Annotated in this window: 15 protein-coding genes; 11 read left to right on the top strand and 4 right to left on the bottom strand. The window is 61.1% G+C overall.

Translation table 11 applies throughout. The features are described 5' to 3' along the window. Positions 1 to 6 precede the first annotated feature (6 nt). The 3 genes from RLW41_RS11480 (at position 7) to RLW41_RS11470 (ending at position 1,836) form a co-directional block, all read left to right on the top strand. Positions 7 to 372, top strand: a complete 366-nt coding sequence (locus tag RLW41_RS11480; protein WP_414461505.1) for a lysozyme inhibitor LprI family protein — start codon at positions 7 to 9, stop codon at positions 370 to 372. A 113-nt stretch (positions 373 to 485) separates the two neighbouring features. Then, the gene (locus RLW41_RS11475; RefSeq protein ID WP_414461504.1) at positions 486 to 794 is read left to right on the top strand and encodes a hypothetical protein; all 309 of its coding nucleotides are present in this window, start codon (positions 486 to 488) and stop codon (positions 792 to 794) included. A gap of 166 nt (positions 795 to 960) precedes the next feature. Further along, positions 961 to 1,836, top strand: coding sequence for an aldo/keto reductase (locus RLW41_RS11470; protein WP_414461503.1), 876 nt, complete (start codon positions 961 to 963; stop codon positions 1,834 to 1,836). Here the strand turns inward: RLW41_RS11470 and RLW41_RS11465 are convergent. Next, positions 1,820 to 3,817, bottom strand: a complete 1,998-nt coding sequence (locus RLW41_RS11465; protein ID WP_414461502.1) for an MFS transporter — start codon at positions 3,815 to 3,817, stop codon at positions 1,820 to 1,822. The two genes, RLW41_RS11470 and RLW41_RS11465, sit on opposite strands and share 17 nt — an antisense overlap. A gap of 359 nt (positions 3,818 to 4,176) precedes the next feature. On the opposite strand from RLW41_RS11465, the gene RLW41_RS11460 reads away from it, so the two are divergent. After that, complete coding sequence (locus tag RLW41_RS11460; protein WP_414461501.1) at positions 4,177 to 5,265, top strand: D-alanyl-D-alanine carboxypeptidase family protein; 1,089 nt, start codon at positions 4,177 to 4,179, stop codon at positions 5,263 to 5,265. Positions 5,266 to 5,286: 21 nt separating this feature from the next. On the opposite strand, the gene RLW41_RS11455 is transcribed toward RLW41_RS11460, so the two are convergent. Further along, positions 5,287 to 5,634 (bottom strand): hypothetical protein, encoded by a 348-nt coding sequence (locus tag RLW41_RS11455; protein ID WP_414461500.1) that lies wholly within the window; start codon positions 5,632 to 5,634, stop codon positions 5,287 to 5,289. Positions 5,635 to 5,800: 166 nt separating this feature from the next. Between RLW41_RS11455 and RLW41_RS11450 the strand changes: the two genes are divergently transcribed. Continuing rightward, positions 5,801 to 6,037: a hypothetical protein gene (locus RLW41_RS11450; protein ID WP_409561862.1), complete on the top strand. Its 237-nt coding sequence runs from the start codon at positions 5,801 to 5,803 to the stop codon at positions 6,035 to 6,037. A 62-nt stretch (positions 6,038 to 6,099) separates the two neighbouring features. Here RLW41_RS11450 and RLW41_RS11445 read toward each other — a convergent pair whose 3' ends face one another. Continuing rightward, positions 6,100 to 6,804 (bottom strand): CAP domain-containing protein, encoded by a 705-nt coding sequence (locus tag RLW41_RS11445; protein ID WP_409561861.1) that lies wholly within the window; start codon positions 6,802 to 6,804, stop codon positions 6,100 to 6,102. A 321-nt stretch (positions 6,805 to 7,125) separates the two neighbouring features. Between RLW41_RS11445 and RLW41_RS11440 the strand changes: the two genes are divergently transcribed. From RLW41_RS11440 to RLW41_RS11430, 3 genes are all read left to right on the top strand, one after another. Beyond that, complete coding sequence (locus RLW41_RS11440; RefSeq protein ID WP_414461499.1) at positions 7,126 to 8,301, top strand: hypothetical protein; 1,176 nt, start codon at positions 7,126 to 7,128, stop codon at positions 8,299 to 8,301. A 19-nt stretch (positions 8,302 to 8,320) separates the two neighbouring features. After that, a complete protein-coding gene (locus RLW41_RS11435; protein ID WP_414461498.1) occupies positions 8,321 to 11,689 on the top strand; it encodes an ATP-binding protein in 3,369 nt (1,122 codons plus the stop codon). Positions 11,690 to 12,406: 717 nt separating this feature from the next. Then, positions 12,407 to 14,875 carry a transglycosylase domain-containing protein gene (locus tag RLW41_RS11430; RefSeq protein ID WP_414461497.1) on the top strand — a complete coding sequence of 823 codons (2,469 nt, stop codon included), beginning with the start codon at positions 12,407 to 12,409 and terminating at the stop codon, positions 14,873 to 14,875. Between the two features lie 29 nt (positions 14,876 to 14,904). Here the strand turns inward: RLW41_RS11430 and RLW41_RS11425 are convergent, their stop codons facing one another. Then, on the bottom strand, positions 14,905 to 15,819 hold the full coding sequence (locus RLW41_RS11425) for an SDR family oxidoreductase (RefSeq protein ID WP_414461496.1): 915 nt from the start codon (positions 15,817 to 15,819) through the stop codon (positions 14,905 to 14,907). Between the two features lie 83 nt (positions 15,820 to 15,902). On the opposite strand from RLW41_RS11425, the gene RLW41_RS11420 reads away from it, so the two are divergent. The 3 genes from RLW41_RS11420 (at position 15,903) to RLW41_RS11410 (ending at position 19,791) form a co-directional block, all read left to right on the top strand. Further along, positions 15,903 to 16,511 carry a TetR/AcrR family transcriptional regulator gene (locus RLW41_RS11420; protein WP_414461495.1) on the top strand — a complete coding sequence of 203 codons (609 nt, stop codon included), beginning with the start codon at positions 15,903 to 15,905 and terminating at the stop codon, positions 16,509 to 16,511. Between the two features lie 154 nt (positions 16,512 to 16,665). Beyond that, on the top strand, positions 16,666 to 19,056 hold the full coding sequence (locus RLW41_RS11415) for a hypothetical protein (RefSeq protein ID WP_414461494.1): 2,391 nt from the start codon (positions 16,666 to 16,668) through the stop codon (positions 19,054 to 19,056). 159 nt (positions 19,057 to 19,215) lie between these two features. Next, a complete protein-coding gene (locus tag RLW41_RS11410) occupies positions 19,216 to 19,791 on the top strand; it encodes a hypothetical protein (protein ID WP_414461493.1) in 576 nt (191 codons plus the stop codon). Positions 19,792 to 20,133: the final 342 nt, after the last annotated feature.

Genomic DNA, 20,133 nt, shown 5'->3' with positions numbered 1-20,133 from the left:
CAAAGAATGATGCCGAGACGCGCCATACTTCCGATGGTGACGGCGATAGCGCTCGCAAGTGCCTCAGGCGCGGCTTGGGCTGGTGATTACGCCCCTCTCAACTGTCACAAAGCCAGCTCCCCCTCAGAAAAAACGATCTGCAGCTCATATCCGCTCGGCCAAAGCGAAGCCCGCATGGCGACGCTGTTTTCGGTCGCGACATCGCTCGTCGCCATGGGCCAGCGTGGCGACATCCAGGATGCCCAGCGCAACTGGCTCGCGTCGCGAGACGCTTGCGGCAAAGACGTTGGTTGCCTCGACGCCGCCTACCAGCGGCGCATCGGCGCACTCAATAACGTAATTGCGAATATTGCTTCCCGCGGACCGTATTGAGCCTTCCCTAACGGCTCCCCATATGTCGGGCGGAACGTGACCGGCGGCCCAGCGTTCCGCCCCGGAAACCCGCTGCGTGCCCGCATGCACGTGCGCCGATTGGAGAAACTTCCATGTTGAAGTCCAATGCCGCACAGTTCGTCTTCCTCACAGGCTCATTCATGATCGCAGCCGCGACAAGCGCTAGCGCTATCGAATGTCGGGAAGACTATCAGATCGTGAACGGCCAACCGATCTCGACACCCTATTGCCGCGACGGCTACCTTGCTAAGGTGGCCCGCGAATACGGTTTCAAAGCCTCGGCCAGCGCCATTCGAAACAATCCATCGCGCAAGGAAGAAGTTTGCCGCTTCATCGGCAACGACATCCGCGTTCAGACCGCGTGCTCGGAGGTGCTGCCGACACCGAGGGACTCGCGTTGAGGTAAACAAGCGCCGCGATCATTGGCTCGATAGAATTCGACCGGTTATCGCGACGCTTTGTTCATGCGTTGTGTCGAATGCCGTTGCCAACCAATCCTCATGCGTCCCGAACCGGGCGCGACCCTCCGACCTGAACCGCTCACTTAGAAACGAAAGGCAGGCAGCAATGTCATCGAGCACAATCGTCAAAAACCACTCCGGAGTCTTCAAGATCGGCGGCGACATGCCGGTCAACCGCCTAGGCTTCGGCGCAATGCGCATCACCGGCAACGGCATTTGGGGTGAACCCTCCGACAAGGACGAATGCCTGCGCACGCTTCGCAAGCTTCCTGAACTCGATATCGATTTCATCGACACCGCCGACAGCTACGGCCCCGAAGTCAGCGAGCGCCTGATCCGCGAAGCGCTCTATCCCTACAAGGGCATCAAGATTGCGACCAAGGCCGGCCTCGCCCGCACAGGCCCCAACGTCTGGGTCCCGCTTGGCCGCCCCGAATACCTTCGCCAGCAGGCCGTTCTCAGCCTTCGCCGGTTGGGCGTCGAACGCCTCGACCTCTGGCAACTGCACCGCATCGACCCGAAGGTGCCGCAGGCCGAACAATTCGATGCGATCAAAGAGATGCAGGCTGAAGGTCTGATCTGGCATGTCGGCTTGAGTGAGGTCGGCGTGAAAGAGATCGAAGCGGCGCAGAAATTCTTCAAAGTCGCGACGGTGCAGAACCGCTATAACCTCGCCGACCGCGCCAGCGAAGACGTGCTGGACTTTTGCGAAAAGCATGGCATCGGCTTCATCCCTTGGTTTCCGCTTGCAGCCGGTGATCTCGCTAAGCCCGGCTCACGCCTCGAAGCAATCGCCAAAAATCACGACGCCGGTCCGAGCCAGATCGCACTCGCGTGGCTCTTGAAGCGCAGCCCTGTCATGCTTCCGATCCCCGGCACCTCGAAGGTCAAGCACCTTGAGGAAAACATGATCGGCGCCAACATCAAACTGAGCGATGCTGAATTTGCCGAACTCAGCGCACTCTCTAAGCCGAAGGCATAACGCCCGGCTTCACAGGCGGAGAGCTGGCGAATGACGTCGCCAGCTCTTTCATCAAAGCGCGCACTTCCGGACGCTCGTTGCTATCCCAGTCCGCGAGCATCTTCTCCAAATTATCCTGCCGCTGACGCAGCAGGCGCGCATACAGCTGCTGACCTTTCTCCGTCAACTCCACAAAGCCGCCCGGCGCCTCGCGGGCCATGCCGGCCTCTTCGAGACGGTGAAATACCCGCGGCTGCCGCGTTTCCTTCGGCCCGAGCCGCTGGCGAAGTTCCGCCTTGTCGGCCCCGCCGCCGATTTCGCCAAGCCGCGCCAGAAGCCAGAATTCATCCGGCTGCAGCGCGACATCGAACCGCTTCGCTGCCTGCTCGTAGTAGCGCCAGCGGTTTTCTTTCGCCGTAATACGCTCGACGATCCGCGCCAGCTCTTCAAGCGACGTCGCATCGCGCGGCATTTGCAGCGGATCGTTCTGCGGCTCCACTGCCAGGGTCGCCCTTAGCGGCACCTCCTTGATCAGGAACGACAGCAGAAACGCAACGAACGCCGTTGCGGCGGCCGTCCGGAAAACCGGATGCAACGCCGCGACGAACAATTCGTTGTACGTCGCCTTCAATTCGGCGGAGAGCGCGCCGATTGCAGTCGGATCGCTCATCGTATCGGCGAGCTGCGGAGCGTGGGCTGCAATTTCTCGGTTCAATGCAAAGCCGAAGATCGCTCCAAACAGCGCCGCACCGACCGAGCCGCCAATCGACCGGAACAACGTCGTGCCCGACGTCGCGACGCCAAGCTGCTCGTAGGCGACCGCATTCTGCACCGCCATCACCAGGATCTGCATGACCATGCCGAGCCCCAAGCCGAGCAGAACCATGTAGACCGACGCCGTCGACGCCGAGGTATCGACCGTAATGGACGATAGCAGCACCAGCGCCACCGTCATCATGCCCGTTCCCATGATCGGAAACATCTTGTAGCGGCCGATCCGACTGATGATCTGCCCGCTCGTGATCGAGCTGACGAACACGCCAAGCATCATCGGCGTCAGATGCAGGCCCGCGCTCGTCGGATCGAGCCCTTTGACGATCTGCAGGTAGAGCGGCAGCAGCGTGATCGAACCGAACAGCGCCAGCCCGACAATAAACCCGATCGCCGCGGCGACAACGAAAGCGCGGTTGGCAAACAGCGTCAGCGGCAACAGCGGGTCCGCAACCCGCATCTCAATGTAAATGAATGACGCCAGCGACACGACACCGAGAAGCGAAAACGCCACGAGACTGACCGGTGCTTCCGATGCCAGTGTCGCCCCGAGGCTCGTGACGATAACGATCGACGTCAACGTCAAGGCCAGCAGTATGGCGCCGGGATAATCGATCTGGATTTGCGACGGTTTCCGATGCGGGCGGAAGGTCCTATTGATTACGGCGAGTGCCAGGACGCCGAACGGCAAGTTGATCAGAAAGATCCAGCGCCACGACGCATTGCCGACGATGAACCCGCCGATCAGCGGACCGAGCACAGTCGACAGCCCGAACACACCGCCGAAAAATCCTTGATAGCGCCCGCGCTCGCGCGGCGGCACGACGTCGCCGATGACCGCCATCGCCGTCACGATCAATCCGCCGCCGCCGAGGCCCTGCAGAATGCGGAATGCGATCAGCTCCGGCAGATTCTGCGCCACACCGCACAACGCCGAACCTACGAGAAAGATCAGGATCGCGACCTGCAGCACGATCCGCCGTCCGAACAGGTCGCCGAGCTTGCCGTAGAGCGGCACGACGATTGTCGTCGCCAGCAGATAGGCCGTGACGATCCACGACAGATGCGACAGCCCGCCGATCTCACGCACGATCGTCGGCAGCGCTGTCGAAACGATGGTCTGATCGAGAGATGCGAGCAATAACACCAGCGCCAGAGCCGAAAAAATCGCGATCCGCTCGCGCGCGCCGGTGTCGGTCGCAGACTGTTGTCCAGAATTGGAAATTGCCATGTGCCGAACATCACCCCCGCATTTTTCAGCGCATGCCATTGCAATGCACCGCGATCTCGCAGATTTAGCCCGACAAATTCAAATTGAGACCAAGCGTGTCATCACGCCTCACAGCCAACGAAAAAAGCCAGGGTATGTCCCACGAGGTGGGGAACGCGCCGATGCCGTGCTGGTATCCCACAAAAGGGCATATTAAACTTGGGGGCCGTGAATTGCTGAATCTCGATCACAGAGCAAGCTTTCCCTAAAGTAGCGCCGCATAAGCAACACAACTTGTCATAAGCTTCGCGCCGTCCGGGCCGTCGGTTGGCCCGTTCGTGCGAATATGTTAGCCCAGCCTAAGAAATATTGAGGACCGTATGCGCTCACTGACGACGGCCATCGTAGCAGCAGTGCTGATGTGGCTGGCGGCTTCACCCGCCGCAGCCGGCCCCGCTCTGCTGTTCGAGCCTTCGACGGGAAAGATTCTGTACGCCGAAGATATCGACGACATCTGGCATCCCGCGTCTCTCACAAAACTGATGACGGCCTACGTCGCGTTCGAAGCGGTCAAGAACGGAGAGATTCATCTCGACGACAAAATTCCCTGCTCATTGCCCGCAACGCTTCAACCGCCGAGCAAGGTCGGCCTGCAAGTCGGCCAGACGCTGACCGTCAAGCAGGCATTGCAGGCCGTGATCATCAAGTCTGCCAATGACGTAACGGTGATGCTGGCGGAAGCAATCTCAGGCAGCGAAGCGAAATTCATCGACCGCATGAACGCGACGGCGAAACGCCTCGGCATGACGCACACGAGCTACGTCAACACCAATGGCTTGCCTGATCCCGGACAGCTAACCAGCGCCCGGGATATCGCCAAGATCGCGCGCGCCGTAACCAGCGAGTACCCTCAGTACGCCAGCTACTGGGCAATGCCTGCCATGCACATCGGCAAGCGCCGCCTCGGCAGCCATAACGCGTTGCTCAAAACATTCCCCGGCGCCGACGGGCTGAAAACCGGCTTCACCTGCGATTCCGGCTACAACGTCGTTGCCGCCGCGACCCGCGACGATCACCGGCTGATGGCCGTCCTTCTTGGCGAGTCCTCCGGCAACGAACGCGCCATCCGCGCCGCGGCCATGCTCGAATACGGTTTCCAGAACTACGACTGGAAGCAGCTCTTCAATACCTCGACCATCGACAACTACCCGATGGACCCGAACTATAAGACGGTGCAATCCGTCCGCGATTCGGTCGCGGCATGGGGCTGTCACCCCCAACGCAGCCATACCGCCGGACACAAGCACAAGTCGAAGCGCAAGCTTGCAGCCGCCAAGAAGAAAGCCGCCGAAAAGGCCGCTGCCGCTGCGAATGCTGAACCTGCGGCGTTGAAGGGGCCGGTTGATCCAACGCCGAGCGCTCCCGCAGCGAGCGGCGATGCGCCGAGTGCTGCTGCGACGGCCGATTAACCGCAATAGCACTCGCGCAGTCTAGACCAGTAGCTCCAGCGGCCTGTCGTCAAAGGGGCATCCGGGAGGCTGAGCCGAATCCGGCGGAGATGCCTGATCGGAATTGTCGCCGTCGTCGCCATTCCCTCCATCGTCATCCGGCGACTGGGCGCTATCGTCTCCCGAAGAACCGTCGTCAGGCGAAGCTTGCGACGGTGGTTGCGCCGAATTGGCATCGGGTGCGCCATCGTCCGGCGCAACGTCTTGCGCGAGTTCCATTCCGGCACACCCGCGCAAAACAGGACACTCGCGGGCCATTACGGGCGAAGCGGTAACGAAAACAGCGATCGCAACAGCGATCAGCGCCGATGCCTCGGAAACGTTATTCATACGACTTTCGCCCTAGCTTTCCGGTCTATGCGCCCGAAATCAATCAAAAGCTGTTCAGTTTAACCTACCTTTAGGACGTACGGAAAGCATCCGCACGCAACATGGCTCCAAACTTGCTTTTCCCGAGTCGTCAGTTTTCCAACTACGACTTGAATAGGAATTTGCGATGACTTGGCCTGCCCGGGCGACCTTGAACAAAGAAATGGATTTCACGCCGCCGCCCCAGGACCTAGGCGCAATGGCCGAGGTCCTCGAAGGCAAACACGGATTGTATGCGGCGGGGATAGCCGAATTCTTCGCGCTGTATCACGGCCAGAAAGGCGATGTGGGACGCGCATGGGCCTGGACCGGCGTCGCCGAGCTTGTCCGCACGCGCGAACGCGAACGTCTCGACGAGATGTAACCTAATTTCCGCGTCGGCGGCCGGCGCGCGGAACGCGTGTCGCCGACGCCAAAATAAAACTCCTACATCGGCGCGGCGATAACGAGGGTCCAGAACGACTTGAACTCGGTATGCGGATCCTGCACCAGCGCAATACCCATGCTGGTCGCATCCGGCGTCAGCAGGTTCTTGTTGTGGCCGGGGCTTTCTTCCCAACCCTTCATCACTTCGTTGAAGTTGATCTGGCCCGTGCCGACGTTCTCCGCCGTCAAGCGCGCTTTATAGCCCGTGCGCTTCACGCGGTCCCACGGATTGGAGCCGTCAGACCCGTAATGCGAAATGCGATCCCACTTCGCGAGATCGCGCGAATGCGCCTTCGCCGCCTCGGTGAGTTCCGCATTGAGTTTTAACGGCTTCAGCCCGTACTTCTTGCGATAGGCATTGATGACGTCGCGCGCCATCTCGGCGCTGAGCGCGGTGTGCGAATAGTCGCGATTGGAAAGAACGCCCGGCTCCGCCCGTTCGTAGGTTCCAGCCGGCGCCTTATCCAGCATCGCGACCTGCGTGCCGCGCGACGTCGAAGGCTCGCCGCCAAGTCCAACGCTCTTGGGCGCCGACAGATACGACGACGGCGACACCGAAGACGTCGTTTCGGGTTCCGTAAATCCTGACGAGATAGAAGACGAGCCGAGGCTACAACCGGCGAGTGCGGTTACGAGCCCGGCGGTGAGCGCAACGCGATACATTCTGGCAACTCCCGGCACGAAACGTGCGGCTGACGTCAGCATTGCCGGAAATCCGTTAACCGGGCGTTAACGCTAACGAAATGCGACTCGCAGCATTTGGCGCGCCGCCGCGACGCCTGAGAGCCAATCATGACACCGGAACCCTCAACGAAACTCTGTCCCGCCCCGCCTCAATGATCGCGCCAACAAGGTGTCGCGATTTTGACCGCCGCACGGCGAAAGGCTGGCGCAGCAAGCGCTTGTGAGTATTTGCGCCGACCTTCCCTCACTGTGGGTCTTTGTCGACCGGCTCTTGGAAGTGCTGGACCAATCATCAAAGTTGTCGCGACAGCGCATTTGATTCGCGCCAGGAGAGACCTTTCGATGACTGCAGCCATCGAACATTCCGAGCTGAAGACCGACGACGAGCCATCGCCGCTCCTCACGGTCCGAGATCTCTTGCTACTGCGCATCGCGGTCGGCAGTGCAACGCGCGCCGATCTGCAACGAGACGTTGCGCCATTGCTGGCATCGAAGATTTCCGGCCTGGAATTCCGCCGCTCCGCCGAACTGGCGCTCAGCACGCTCGCCGGCGCTCAGCTCGTCTCAGAGGCGAAGGGCGGCCGGCTGACCGCCACCGACAAGGGACGCCAGGTTGCAGAGGCGAGCTTCGCCGCATCCCGCACCTTCCCTGCGACCTGGAGCGACGCCAAGACGTCGCTCGTCCTCGCTGCGCTCGCAGCCAGCGACACGCCATCGATCCGTAAGGGCTTGGCCCGGCCCGAGGGCCTCGCCGCACTCATCGTGCAACGGCACTTCGGCAAGACGACGGGCCGCGTTCTCTCGCCCGCCGATCTCCGCTCCGAGCTGGCTATCATCGCGCTCGAACGCGCCTTCGGAAACAAGATCAAGACCGGCTTCGGCAAGAGCGCGGGCCTGCCCGCCAAAGCCGGACGCCTGCTCGCCGGTCAGCTTTTCCGCTCGCCACGCGAAATCTCGACCGACGGCAAGCTCGTCATCCAGCTTGCATGTGAAATTGTCAGCGCCCGCGAAGGCAGCCTTGCGGCGCTCGAACTTGCGCTGCTTCGCACCCTTCTCGCGCAGAAGGAGGAAAATGCCCGCGCCGAGACGTCGCGTCCGCCGCAACAGCGTGCCGAACCGCCGAAACGTCCTCCCGTGCGCACGCCACCTCCGCTCCCCGCCAACGATCGTTTGCCGCTCGACGAAACCCAGCCGCCGCCTGCACCGCGAGTTGTCTCGCCACCCGACATGCAGGAATTTTGTCAGGCTGTTGTTGATGCGGCACGTCCTGTCGCGGAGGGCTGGCCAGGCAACCGGAAGGCGTTTATCTCTTTGGTATGGAAGGCGATTCGCAACGCACGACCCGACTGGGGTTTATCCGAGATTGCGTTCAAAGGAATGCTCGCGGAAGCCCATCGCTCTGGCCGGCTTGAACTAGCGACCGCTGATCTCAAAGACGGTCGCGATCTCAAATCGCTCGAGGATTCCAAGATCCTCTACAAGAACACCGTCTGGCACTTTGTGCGCGTTCAAGATTGAAGGCATTTCGATTAGATCAATGGGTGTTGAAGGCGCTTCCCTCAAACAGTCGACGTTCGCCCCCTCGCTCGCGCCTGACAAGCTGAGCGAGGCGTTCGAGCATTCGATCACCTGGGAAGACGATCTTTGGCGCGCTGACCCGGTCGACGTGCCGGAAATTCACGCCAAGGCGCGCCAGAAATTCAACGATCTGCTGACGGCCGTCACCTCGGGCCGCGGCTATCACATGCAGGATCGCATCCTGCTGTTTCACGGCCAGTCGGGCGCCGGAAAAACCCATCTTCTGCGCGCGCTCAGAACGGACTCGCATCGTACGGGCCAAAGCTATTTCGGCTACGCACAGATGACGCCCGACGTGCAGAACTACGCCGATTTCTATCTGCGCCGCCTCGTGCACTCGCTGGAAAAGCCCTACGATCCGGATCGCTTCGGCGAATCCGCCCTATCGCGGCTGACGAACCGGATGGTGCTCGATTCCGAGGTGATCTCTTCCGAAGACCTCGACAAGCTCCGCGACGACACGCTCGACGACAAGCAACTCGCACAGCTCATTCTGCGTCTCGCCGACCAGATCGTCGCCTGCGAAAAGTTCCAGACCCAGGAACTCGACATCAACATCGTGCGCGCGCTTCTCTATCTGCAGCGCCGCGATCCGCGCATCGACCAGCGCGTGCGCCAATATCTCAACGGCCGTAATCTGACGGCGATTGCGCACGAAGCCGTCAGCGCGCTCGACCCGAACGACGGCGAAGATCGCGCTTTCGAGATCATCAAGGCGCTCGGCGCACTCGTCTGGACGGTCGATCGCGCCGCGCTCGTCTTCTGCATCGATCAGGTCGAAGACCTGCGCTTCTTCGATAACGCCGAAGATCGTTTTCAGCGCGCCGTGCGCGATCTCATCCAGATCGCCAATCGGCTGACGAACGCCATCATCATCATTTCGTGCCTTGAAGATTTCTACGGCCAGGTGCGCAGCCTGGTCGCGCAGTCCTACATCGACCGCATCGAGAAATCCGGTCCCATCCTGCTGCGCGAAAGCCGGACGCCGGAAGAAGCGCGCCTCATAATATCGAAGCGTCTTGCCTATCATTCCGAGGTCAACGGCGACGGCTTGAGCTTCCCGGATGCCTCGCAATTCTTCGGCCCGCAGTTCTTCGAAGAGTTCGGCGGCCTGTCGACGCGGCGCCTGTTGGAGCACGCCCAATCGCGCCTGCGCGAAGCGACCTCGACCGAAGGCGATGACCGCGAGCCGGAACCCGAGCGTCCGTCCTTCATCTCGACACTTGCGCAAGCGCTTGGCCAGGCAATCGGCTTCAACGACGAACCCGACCCGCCGGGCTCATTGTCGGCCGTCCAATTCCGCGAAATGTGGGAACGCTTCGCCAACGAGAGCGAAGCCGAAATGCCCGCCGATGAGGGTGAACTCGTCGATATATTGTCCGGCGCTCTGCAGCTCGCACGCGAAGAATGGAATAGGGCGATCGAGATCACGACTAAGAGGCTGGAACTCGGCGACGAGCTGCCTGCGCTAGATCTCACCGTGCGTCACCGCACCGGATTTGCCAACGACGTGCGCATTTTCATCTGCAACGGGAAGACTCAGGGCGGCGCCTTGAAGCGCCAGCTCGACAAAGTGCTGACATCGATGCAGGGCAAGCCCTGCTTCATGCTCCGCGCGAGCGACTTCCCCCCGAACTCGAAAAACCAGACGGCCCAGGCGCTCCGGAAATTCCGCGAAAATGGCGGCCGTCAGCTTCTCGTGCCGATCCCCGAGTGGGAACGCATGATGACGGTACGAGAGTTCACCGCGCATCATCGCGGCGATGCGAGCATGACGCAATGGCTGGAAGGCGCAAAGCCATTGTCCAGCCTGATCTCGATCACGCACCTTTTGCGTCTCGATCTGCTCGGCCGCCCGGTGCCCCGCCTCGTCGCCAAAGAGATGGACGACCCGCAGTCGTCGCTCGACGGCTTCGACATGCTGTCCAACGAACAGGCGCGCGGCGCGAACCCGAACGGCAACGACTCTGGTCTTCCCGCCAACGATGACGACCTTCCGATGTCTGTCATCCTCGACGAAGACGGCAGCTACGGCGCGAGCATTCTCGCGGGCCGCGAAAACGGCATGCGCGGGCCGCGTCCCGTGACACTCAACAAGAGCGTTCTAAAGCGCCACGCGGCGTTCCTTGGTGGCTCCGGTTCCGGTAAGACGACCCTGGCGCTCTCAATCATCGAGCAGCTTTTGCTTCGCGGCATTCCCGCGGTCCTGATCGACCGCAAAGGCGACCTTGCGAGCTACGCCAACCCCGAAGTCTGGCGTTCGAGCGAAAACGAAACGCCGGACCGTCGCTCGGAGCGCGAGAAACTCGCCGACGCGATTGACGTCGCCGTTTACACTCCGGGTCGCGCATCCGGCCGGCCGATCTCGATTACATTGCTTCCGAACGGTATCAACGAGTTGCCCGATCACGAGCAGCAGTTGCTGGCAAACCTGTCGGCCGCCGCTCTCGGCGAAATGCTGCATCTGAAGAATTCCGCGACCCACCAGAAGCAGTCCGGCGTGCTCGCCGTGGCGCTGCGCATCTTAGGCTCGCTGTCGACCAACGAAGTGACGCTCGCCGACCTGATCCATCTGCTCGAAGACGAGCATCCGGAGTTAACCGACCAGACCCAGCGCATGGATCCGTCGGGCAAGCTGCGCCGCGATCTTGTCGCTCAGTTGGACTCGCTGCGCCTGCGCAACGCCGCGCTCTTCGAAGGCGGCGGCGAAAGCCTGCGCATGGAAAGCCTGCTTGGCCTCGGCCGTTATCAACGCCCGAACCGCACACGCCTGTCCGTCATTTACACGGGCTTCCTGGGCGACAACGAAAACATCCTGTTCTGGGTCTCGCAGTTCCTGTCGGAAGCGCTGCGCTTCTGTCAGCGCAACCCGAACGACGAACTGCAGGCCGTCGTCATGTTCGACGAAGCCGACCTTTACATTCCCGCCAACGCAAAGCCTGCGACCGCAGAGCCTCTGCAAAGCTTGCTGAAACGTGCCCGTTCCGCCGGTCTTGGTTTGATGCTCGCCACTCAGTCGCCGGGCGACCTCGATTATAAGAGCCGCGACCAGATCACGAGCTGGTTCATCGGCCGCGTTCGCGAAGACACCGCCCTTCGCAAGCTCAAGGCCGCCTTCCAGTCGGAATCGGGCCTCGACCCAGCCTTGGCGCTGCCGGGCCAAACCGTCGGTGAATTCCACCTTGTTCAGGAAGGTCTCGTCCGGCCGATCAAGGCCCAGCGTTCGCTGATCGGCGCCGAACAAGTGCCCTTCGACCGGATCGAGCAATTGGCCGCCGAAACCCGCGGCACGGACGAGCGGCAGCTACGCCTGTTCGACGCTAGATAAATTCAATTCGCGTTTCAAAACATGACACAGCGTGTGATGTTGCGCGGCCAGAGTTTGCCGCCGCGAGTGCGAACATGACCGCATGATGACCTGGCAAGACGCTGATATCTCAGCATAAAACAAAATTACCGCCGATTAGAAAACGATGCGCTGACCTATGGGTTAAGCATCAATCGCTATGTGATCTCTGATCTACTACGGCGACTGCAAAATCGAGGCAGGCCCTGTCAAGTTTTTTTGCAAGGCTGTATCCTGATAAAGCTGGGAAGAGGGGTTTATGCCCGGCAGCGCTGATCGGGGGCGGCTCCTTTCAGTGGAATGAGATGCGGCAACCGAGGGGGCAAACCGGTTGGATCATCGCTTAGGGCCGCGCGTAACAGTGGAGAGAACTTAAAAGTTCGAGTGCGGGGTAAAGAGTTATGGTGGCGAAACCATTCGTGATGATGGTCGTTGCGGCCCTCATCGGTCCGGCCGTTGGCGTCGGCCTTTTCATTCTTATGAACAACTTCTGATCCGGCGAGCCGTCAGGCTTGCCGATCAACAAGTCATATCACTCGCTTGCAGCTATCGGCTGCCAGCGCAGGCCACATATTTGCCGTCTCCGGGCACCGAAACCGCCCAGAGTCCGTTGAGTTGACGCCGCAAAGGTCAACTAACAATCCGTGCTGAGCCGCCGCCCGTCCCCGGCGACGGCATTAGCGCGGCTTTGCGACACCGATGTTACGTCTTCTGCGGCATCTGACCGCCCTCGCGGACTTCTGCCTCTGGGCACCGCGTTGGATTGCGCGTTGGCTGATGATGGCGGTGGCGTTCAACCCGAAGCTCGGGCCGCTCCGTCACGTCTTCACAGCCGCGATCGTCTACGTCTTCTTCGCGCTGATCCTAGTCTATATCGCTGCGCCCATCCGAGGCTACCTCGGAGATGTATCTATGCACGACAAACTCGGCTACGATGCCGAGCGCTGGCTCGCGACAGCGATCTATGACCCAAAGGGTAACTTCGTCGGCACCTTTGATCCGCGCCTCGATAGCCTGCGAGATGTGAACTATACCGACAGCGCCATCGCGCTCGGCGATTACGTCGCAAACCCCGATCACAAATCGATCCCCGTGCGCACAGTGCCGGAACAATACTGGCGCTGCCTCTCGTACCACGAAGATCGTTATCTCGGCGGTCCGCTCAATCCGTTCGGCATCGACCTTCTCGGCGTCCTGAAAATTCCGGTGACCGCCGTCACGCGAACGATCGCGTCTGGTCGCCCTTCTCTGGGCGTTGGCGGCTCGACGCTGCCTATGCAGTTCGCGCGCGTCATCTACAAAACCCCGCCAAGCGCCGACGAAAGCGGCATCGACAAACTCAGGCGCAAGTTCGGGGAATGGTGGCTCGCGCCCGTCATCTACCGCGACCTCACGCGCGGCGGTGACGACACGCTGCTGAAGCAATGGGCCGCGAACCACATCTGGCTCGCCCAGCGAACCGGCGGCCAGCCTCTTCACGGCGTGGAAGTCACGAGCCAGGTCGTGTTCGGCAAGGAAGCAAAAGACCTCTCGACTGCCGAGCAGTTCGTGCTCGCCTCAGCCGTCAACAAGCCGATCATCCTGCTCGAAGGCAGCGACCGCCTGAATGCCGTCCGCCTCGACCGCTGGCGCTACATCACAGAGGTGCGTGCCCGCACCTGCGCCGAAAAGCTCATCACCGACGAAGCCGAACAGCGCAAAGTCGTCTTCGAGCTGATGGCCCTGGCGGGCGGGCCGCCCGATCCGAAAGTCAAACCAAAACTCGAAGCCGCCCTCGAACGCTTCGCGCCGCATGAAATGAAACGCGCCGAAGCCAACCCGATGATCCGCGCCAACCTGCTGCTGCCCGCCGCGCGCTTCGGCATCCGCGAAGAGATGAAGCAGCGTTACGGATTCGCCTGGCGCGACTACATCCGCGGCGTAACGACGACTTTCGACATCGGCGACAACCTCGCCTTCCGCGATAAGATTGATGCGGAACTCTCCGTTCTGGACACAAAATGGGCCTCCCGCATCGACCCGGCCTTCACGCTCGATCCGAAAAAGGTAACCGCGGACAAGACGCTTCCGAACGTCATCGTCGTCGCGGCCGACGGCAACGGCAACATCGTCCGCTATTACGAATCCGGCGAGACCGCGGCCTACTTCGGCTCGCTCCCAGCCCGCCGCTCCGATACCGGCTTTTACGATCCATCACTCGAAAGCCGACAGGTCGCTTCGACCGGCAAGATGATCCTGGCCGTCGCGCTCGCCAACCAGGGCCGCGATGGACCCGGCAGTCTCTACACCGATCCGCAAGCGCCCGCACAAGGACTTGATACATGCGCTAAAGGCGGGAGCACCGGCAGCCGCAAAGCTATCGTCGCGTTTGCATGCTCGCTTAATGCGCCGCTCATCACTCGCGGCGCGCAACTTGGGCAAACGCCGATCAAGCGGCTGATCGACGGCTTCGGTTTCACGATGCCGCCCGCCGCCGCGCAAGGCGGCACGCCGCCATCAACCGCCGTCGTCCTCGGGCAAGTGGCGGCCGCGCCGCGACGCGTCCACTTCATGTCGAGCCTCATTCTCGCGTCTCTCATCGGCCGCAGCACGCAGCCGATGCGCCCGCCAACGCTGATCGCTGCATACGACTACACGCAGAAAGGCCAAGGCGGCGCCGGCATAGCGGCCCAGGCGAGTCCTGCGATCATCCCGAAAGCCTTGATCCGCCCGGGCGCCACCGGCTTGATCCGCGCGCTTCTCGAAGCCCCGCTTTGCTATCAGACCGGCGGACAATCCTACGGCACACTGAGAAGCCTCAGCAAATGGTGCGCGCGACGCCGTGGCGACCTCCGAGTGCACTTCGCGAAAACCGGAACCTCCGTCACGCTGGACCCCGACGCGACGGTCGACACCTGGGCCTCGGGCGGATTGCAATTCACGAACGGCGCCGCTTATTCGTATGTCGTACTCGTCGGGACCGGAAACGCATCGCGCCCCTGGGCTCGCCATTTGCACGCGGCCCAGATCGCAGCACCCCTGCTCGACGTCTTGCTTCACGACCTCGAAGACGACGCAAAATCTCACCCGCGCCGCGACTTCCTCCCGCGACGGCGCGGAGTGCCGGTCGCAGCTACGCGAACACCGACAAAAGAAATAGCTGACGCTGCGCCGGCTCACGGCCCATGAAAACTTTCGCGCCTGATTGGCGGAACCAACTAGCGATATTCGACGCCGGTCAGCGCTTCAGAGAAGGCCCATAACCTCGATGCGACGACGCTATCTTTCGCGCGATCGGGCACGACTGCCAGCCCCGGATAGCCCCGCAGTTCGTTCCAGCCATTGGGCCCATAGTAGGAGCCGCCTTCAGCCAAGGGCGATGTCGCAGCATAGAGCGTCGGCAACGCACCTTGCGCCGCCGGCTGAAATAAAAACCAGGCAAGCGACCGTAGGAGGCCCGCGGCGCCGAATCTTCCCGCCCCGTTCGGCAACAGCTCGGTCCGCGAGATACCTGGATGTGCCGCGATGCTGGAGATCCCCCAACCCTGCGCTAGGCTGCGCCGTTCGAATTCAAATGCATACATAAGGCAGGCGAGCTTCGACTGGCTGTAGGCCGACATCGGCTTGTAGCGCCCCTTCGCCTGAAAGTCCTCGAAATCGATGCGGCCGTCGCGCGCTGCCAAACTCGAAAGCGAAACGACGCGCGGCTTGTTACCTTTTTTCAAGAGCGGCAGAAGATGGCCAGTAAGTGCGAAATGACCAATATAGTTGGTGCCAATCTGAAGTTCGAACCCGTCGGAGGTTTCGCGCCGTTGCGGTGGCATCATCACCCCGGCATTATTGATCAGTAGGTCGAGGCTGTCGCGTTGCGCCCGCAAGCGACTGCCGAAGTCGGCGATGGATCGCAGGTCGCCAAGATCCAAAAGTTCAAAACGAACGTTTGCAGCAGGAATGTCCTCGCGTATCCTTTTGACAGCCTGTTCGCCCTTCTCTGGGTTGCGTCCGGCGATGATCACCTCGCCGCTAGCTCCTGCGAGTGCTAGGGCATCCTCAAATCCGAGTCCGCCGGCACCCGTGACGATAGCTGAGCGACCTTGTTGAGAAGGCATATCGGTAACGGTCCAACGTTGCACTAATCTTTGCCTTTCTCGAAATCAAAACTGCACTGAGTGCAAAAGATATTGCACCGAGTGCAAATTTACAAGAAGGTTGGGAATTGTCCGACGACAAAAAAAAGGAAGCCGCTCCGCAGGATACTGGAATTCGAGAGCGCAAGCGGCTCGAGACGAGGCAGCGCATCGCAGAGACGGCGCTCGGGCTGTTCGTGAAAAACGGCTACGACGAGACCACCTTGGACGATATTGCGGAAGCGGCCGAGATTTCCCGGCGCACCGTTTTTTCGTATTTTTCGTCGAAAGAAGACATTCTTCTGGCGTGGCAGTCGGGCATTGCGGAAGCTTTGCGGGCCGCGGTGCTGGCGGAATCCACGGATCAGGAACCATTCGATGCCGTTGCCAACGCGATGCTGAAGCTCGCGTCCGCTTACAACTCGGACGACAACATTGTCATTGATCGGCTTTTGCGTTCCACGGAAACCCTGCGCGCGAGCAAGCAGGTAAAATATATCAAACAGGAAGAAGCGATTTTCCAAGCTTTGATAACGCTATGGCCCCAGCCAGGAAGACAGCAGGCCCTCAGGCTCGTCGCAATGGCATCGGTCGGAGCTCTTCGGCTTGCGACCGAAGCTTGGGCTGCAGACAACGGTGCACACCCCGTCTCCAAATATCTTCGAAGAGCTTTCTCCAACTTGAAGGCCGAGATTTAGCGTTCGCGTCATATCAGCATGCAAACTCACTCTGCCATTCATCGACGCGCTGAAAAACGGCCGGAAGTCCGACATTGCTCAGCCGCAGTTTAACCATCAAAAACGCCGACTGGCCGCGGAGTCTTGACGCCTCTCTTGGGTAGGGTTGGCAGACATGAACCGGAAAGGCGCGGAACGCGGAGGCGAGGCAGGCTCACTGCGCCTCTGTGCAGACGCACGCGCCGAAGCAGACACGCAGCAAAAGCCTCCCCGCGACTGGAAGCGCGCCATCCTCATTGTCGGACTCGGCGCGCTGTCCTGGGTCGCAACCTACGTCGGCATGCTCGAACTGATCGAAGCCAACATGGGCGATCTGCCGATCGTCCATCGCGTCATCGTCGGCTTCTCGGTGGCGATGCTGATGACGATGATCGTCTGGCTGCTCGACCAGCTTTTTCGCCCGCATCCCTTCGTCACGAAACTTTCCTATGCCGGCGGCTACATCTTCCTGTCGCTGATCTCGATCGGATTCGGCTTTGGGTTTTACTGGAAGGTTCTCGAAAGCCGCGGTGAGGCGACGCGCTCGGCCGAAAGCGCCGTCTCCGAAGTCCAGAACGCGCTGCACGGCGCCGAGACACGGCTCGAACAATTGCAGGCGACGCTGACCCAGCTCACCCAGGTCTCGACAGAGAAGGCACAACTCGAACAGACGAAAGGCACCTCATGTCCAAACTCGAAACCGGGCGACGGACCGCGCCGGAAGATGCGCGAAGACGATGCTCAGCGTTTCTCCTTCGCGTCCGACTTTGTGAAGGGTCGGATCGGCGCCGTGAAAACGGATATGGAAGCACTGAACGGCGACTTGACGAAAATCGTCTCGGCCGACGCCTCTACGTTCGATCCCAAGACGGGAACGCGTAATGAGTTCATGCGCGCGCTTGGACGCAAGCTTGACCTGACGGCGACGGGCTTCAACGCCTTCCGCACCGATCCGCAGCTTCGCCAGATCCGTTCCGATCTCGCCGACCGCGCCGAGCGTACGACCTTCAGCGACGGCCGGAACGGCACCGTCACCTGCCCCGATCCGCAATTGCAGATGGCGCTCCGCGGCGTTGTCAAAGCCATCGATCAACTGCCTGAACTGCGGAAGCCCGAGATCGCGACCGTCGAAGGCTCGGAAGCGACCATCGAAGCCTTCCGCCGGCTGACGACGACCTTCTACGGCCTGCTCTCGTTCAAGATGCCGCCGTCCGCCGACCAACTGCGCGAACTGCAAAAGAAGGCGATACAATCAGTTGAGAACCCTGCCGAAATGCGCAACGCCGACGATCAGGCGGCGGGCTTGTCGAAGCGCGACTATGTTCCGCTTGCAGTCGCGCTGTTCGTCGATCTTTGTCTCTTCCTCGTCTCGATGGGCAAGCGCCCCGGCGGCCGTCTCGACGGTCTCGTGCCGAAGATGCAAGCCGCCGAGCGCGGTCCGGTGATCGAAATCCTGTCGCGCTTCAACGACATTCACCGCGACAAGCAGATCCGCGAAAACTTCGAGCTGTTCCGCCATGTCGTCTTCGACATGAATGGCGATTACTACGTTGCCGTGCCGCTCGATGCGCCGCCGCGTCTCAATCCGGCCGAACGCGAGAACCTGCGCGTCGAAGCCCAGCTTCTGGCCAACTTGTTCGCGAGCTTCGAGCGCGAAAAGATTTTCAAGCGCACGCTGCTGCCGACGACCGGCAGCGTCCAGAGGCGGCTGGCGCGCCAGGGTTCGAAGTTTGCGAACTCGGACTCGTTCCGCGTCTATAAGTTCACGAACGGCGCTTGGTCCGACATCATCCTCGGCGCCGTCATGGGTGCCGCCCGCCGCGCCGAACGCAACGAGTTGCGCCGCCACGACATCGACGAGCACGATGCCGCGCCGTCATCGCCCGTGCCGTCGGCGCCATCGCCGGAAACAAAGCACACGCCCAACGCCGCCCAGCAAATTGAAACGGACGCGTTCAAACCGGACGAACCAGCGCCACGTCCAAAATTCGACGCCGACATTCGCAGCGCCAGACCCGACGGCGCCATCGACCCGGAGCACGCAGCGCGCTTCGGCCCCTACGCCGGTATCTACCGCCCGGAACCGGAATTCTCGCCGCCGCAAGCGCCGCGCGTCAGACGCCCTGTCGCCAAGCCCGAGCCGGAAGCCGACGTCACCGTCAAAGCCGCCAACAGCAACACCAGCCGCGCCACGCCAAGCGAGCCACCGCCGCTGCCCGAACCCCGCCCCGCGACCGTCGTGACAATTCCTCGGTCCGTCGAACCGCGCGCCAGCGTCACCCTCCAGCGCGAAACTGCAACATTTTCCGTTCCCGTCAGCGAGGCCGTTATGCCGGATTCGTTAAAAGCCGCGATGCGTGCCTTCGATGCGCAAAGGCACGTCATATCGGCCGATGCCGACGACGATCAGCCCGATCGCGCCACCCCTCCGAATCACGGCCGGATCGTCGCATTTCATTCGGAAGATCAGCTCTCGGACGACGACCGCGCCTTTATTCGCCGCATCGCCCCACCCGCCGCCGAATGAAAAAGCGTTGGATAGAAAACGGGATAACGATGTTCGCCTTAAAAGGAACCGAGCCGCAACGCTTGTTTAACATTCTTCTTGGCTTAATGGGGTCGCCGGATGCCCAGCGGGGGGCAGTTCGATCTCCGAACATGACCGGCTCGAAATGGGAAAGAATAAATGCGCATCGCTTCACCTTCGCGGCCAATGATGATGTCTCGAACGGATAAGGAAGCACGGCTCAAGGACTTCATCGGCGAGGCCTTCACTGCCCGCGGTGGAAATCCGGCACGTGAAATTTGCCTGACGCTCTTTGTCCGCAACCCGGATAGCCCGGCCGCGCGCGCGCTTCATGCCGCCTGGTCCGATGGCCTGATCGCAGGCGCACGCATTCTCCTTGTCGTCGGAGACACGACCGTCGAAGAACCATCGTCACCGTCACTCCTCGACGTCGCAGATGTGGAATATCGTGTTCTCGGCGAGGCGAGCTTCGCACCAGCCCACGAACAGCTGACCGTCGGATCGACGCGCGTCTGGATCGGCGATTGCCTCCGCCGCGATCCCACCAAGCGCGACGCCTTCGAGCTTTACCACGGCGATGATGCGACGAACGCCGTCTTCGCGCTCGCCTCGTTTGAGAAGCTCTGGAAGCGTGCCCGTCCGCGGAAACTGCCGCGCACCGAAGCGCTCTCGCCGGAAATCATCGCCGCCCAGTCGGATGACGCCAACGCGCTCCCGCTGCGCCCGCGTCATTAACGAAGGGGCCATCGGCGACACGGCAGATCTTTAATGCCATCTTCGGCTTCGTGCCGAAGGTGGCATTTGCGTTTTTACGCCTTCGACTTCGCCCCCGAAGGGACAAGGCGAACACCTTTCAAAAATTCCCCAAACCGAAACTTATCCCCGCCCCTCGGCGCGGTGATAAATTGCTTGCCTGAGCCAACGCAGGAAAAAGGCCGCAAGAACGCGCAAGCACCGGAAATTCCTAATTATCGCCGCGCTTCGGCCTTTGGACCTTGTTGGTCTTTTGCTTGAAACGCCAACTGGCGATACTCCACCAGAGCTTCGTTGAGCGCGTGAGACCGCGTGCTCGCGCAC

Source organism: Hyphomicrobium sp. DY-1 (assembly GCF_047497105.1).
In the GTDB taxonomy this organism is placed as follows: domain Bacteria; phylum Pseudomonadota; class Alphaproteobacteria; order Rhizobiales; family Hyphomicrobiaceae; genus Hyphomicrobium_B.
Note: the sequence above shows the minus strand (reverse complement) of the source record. Positions and strands in the feature narration are given on the sequence as shown.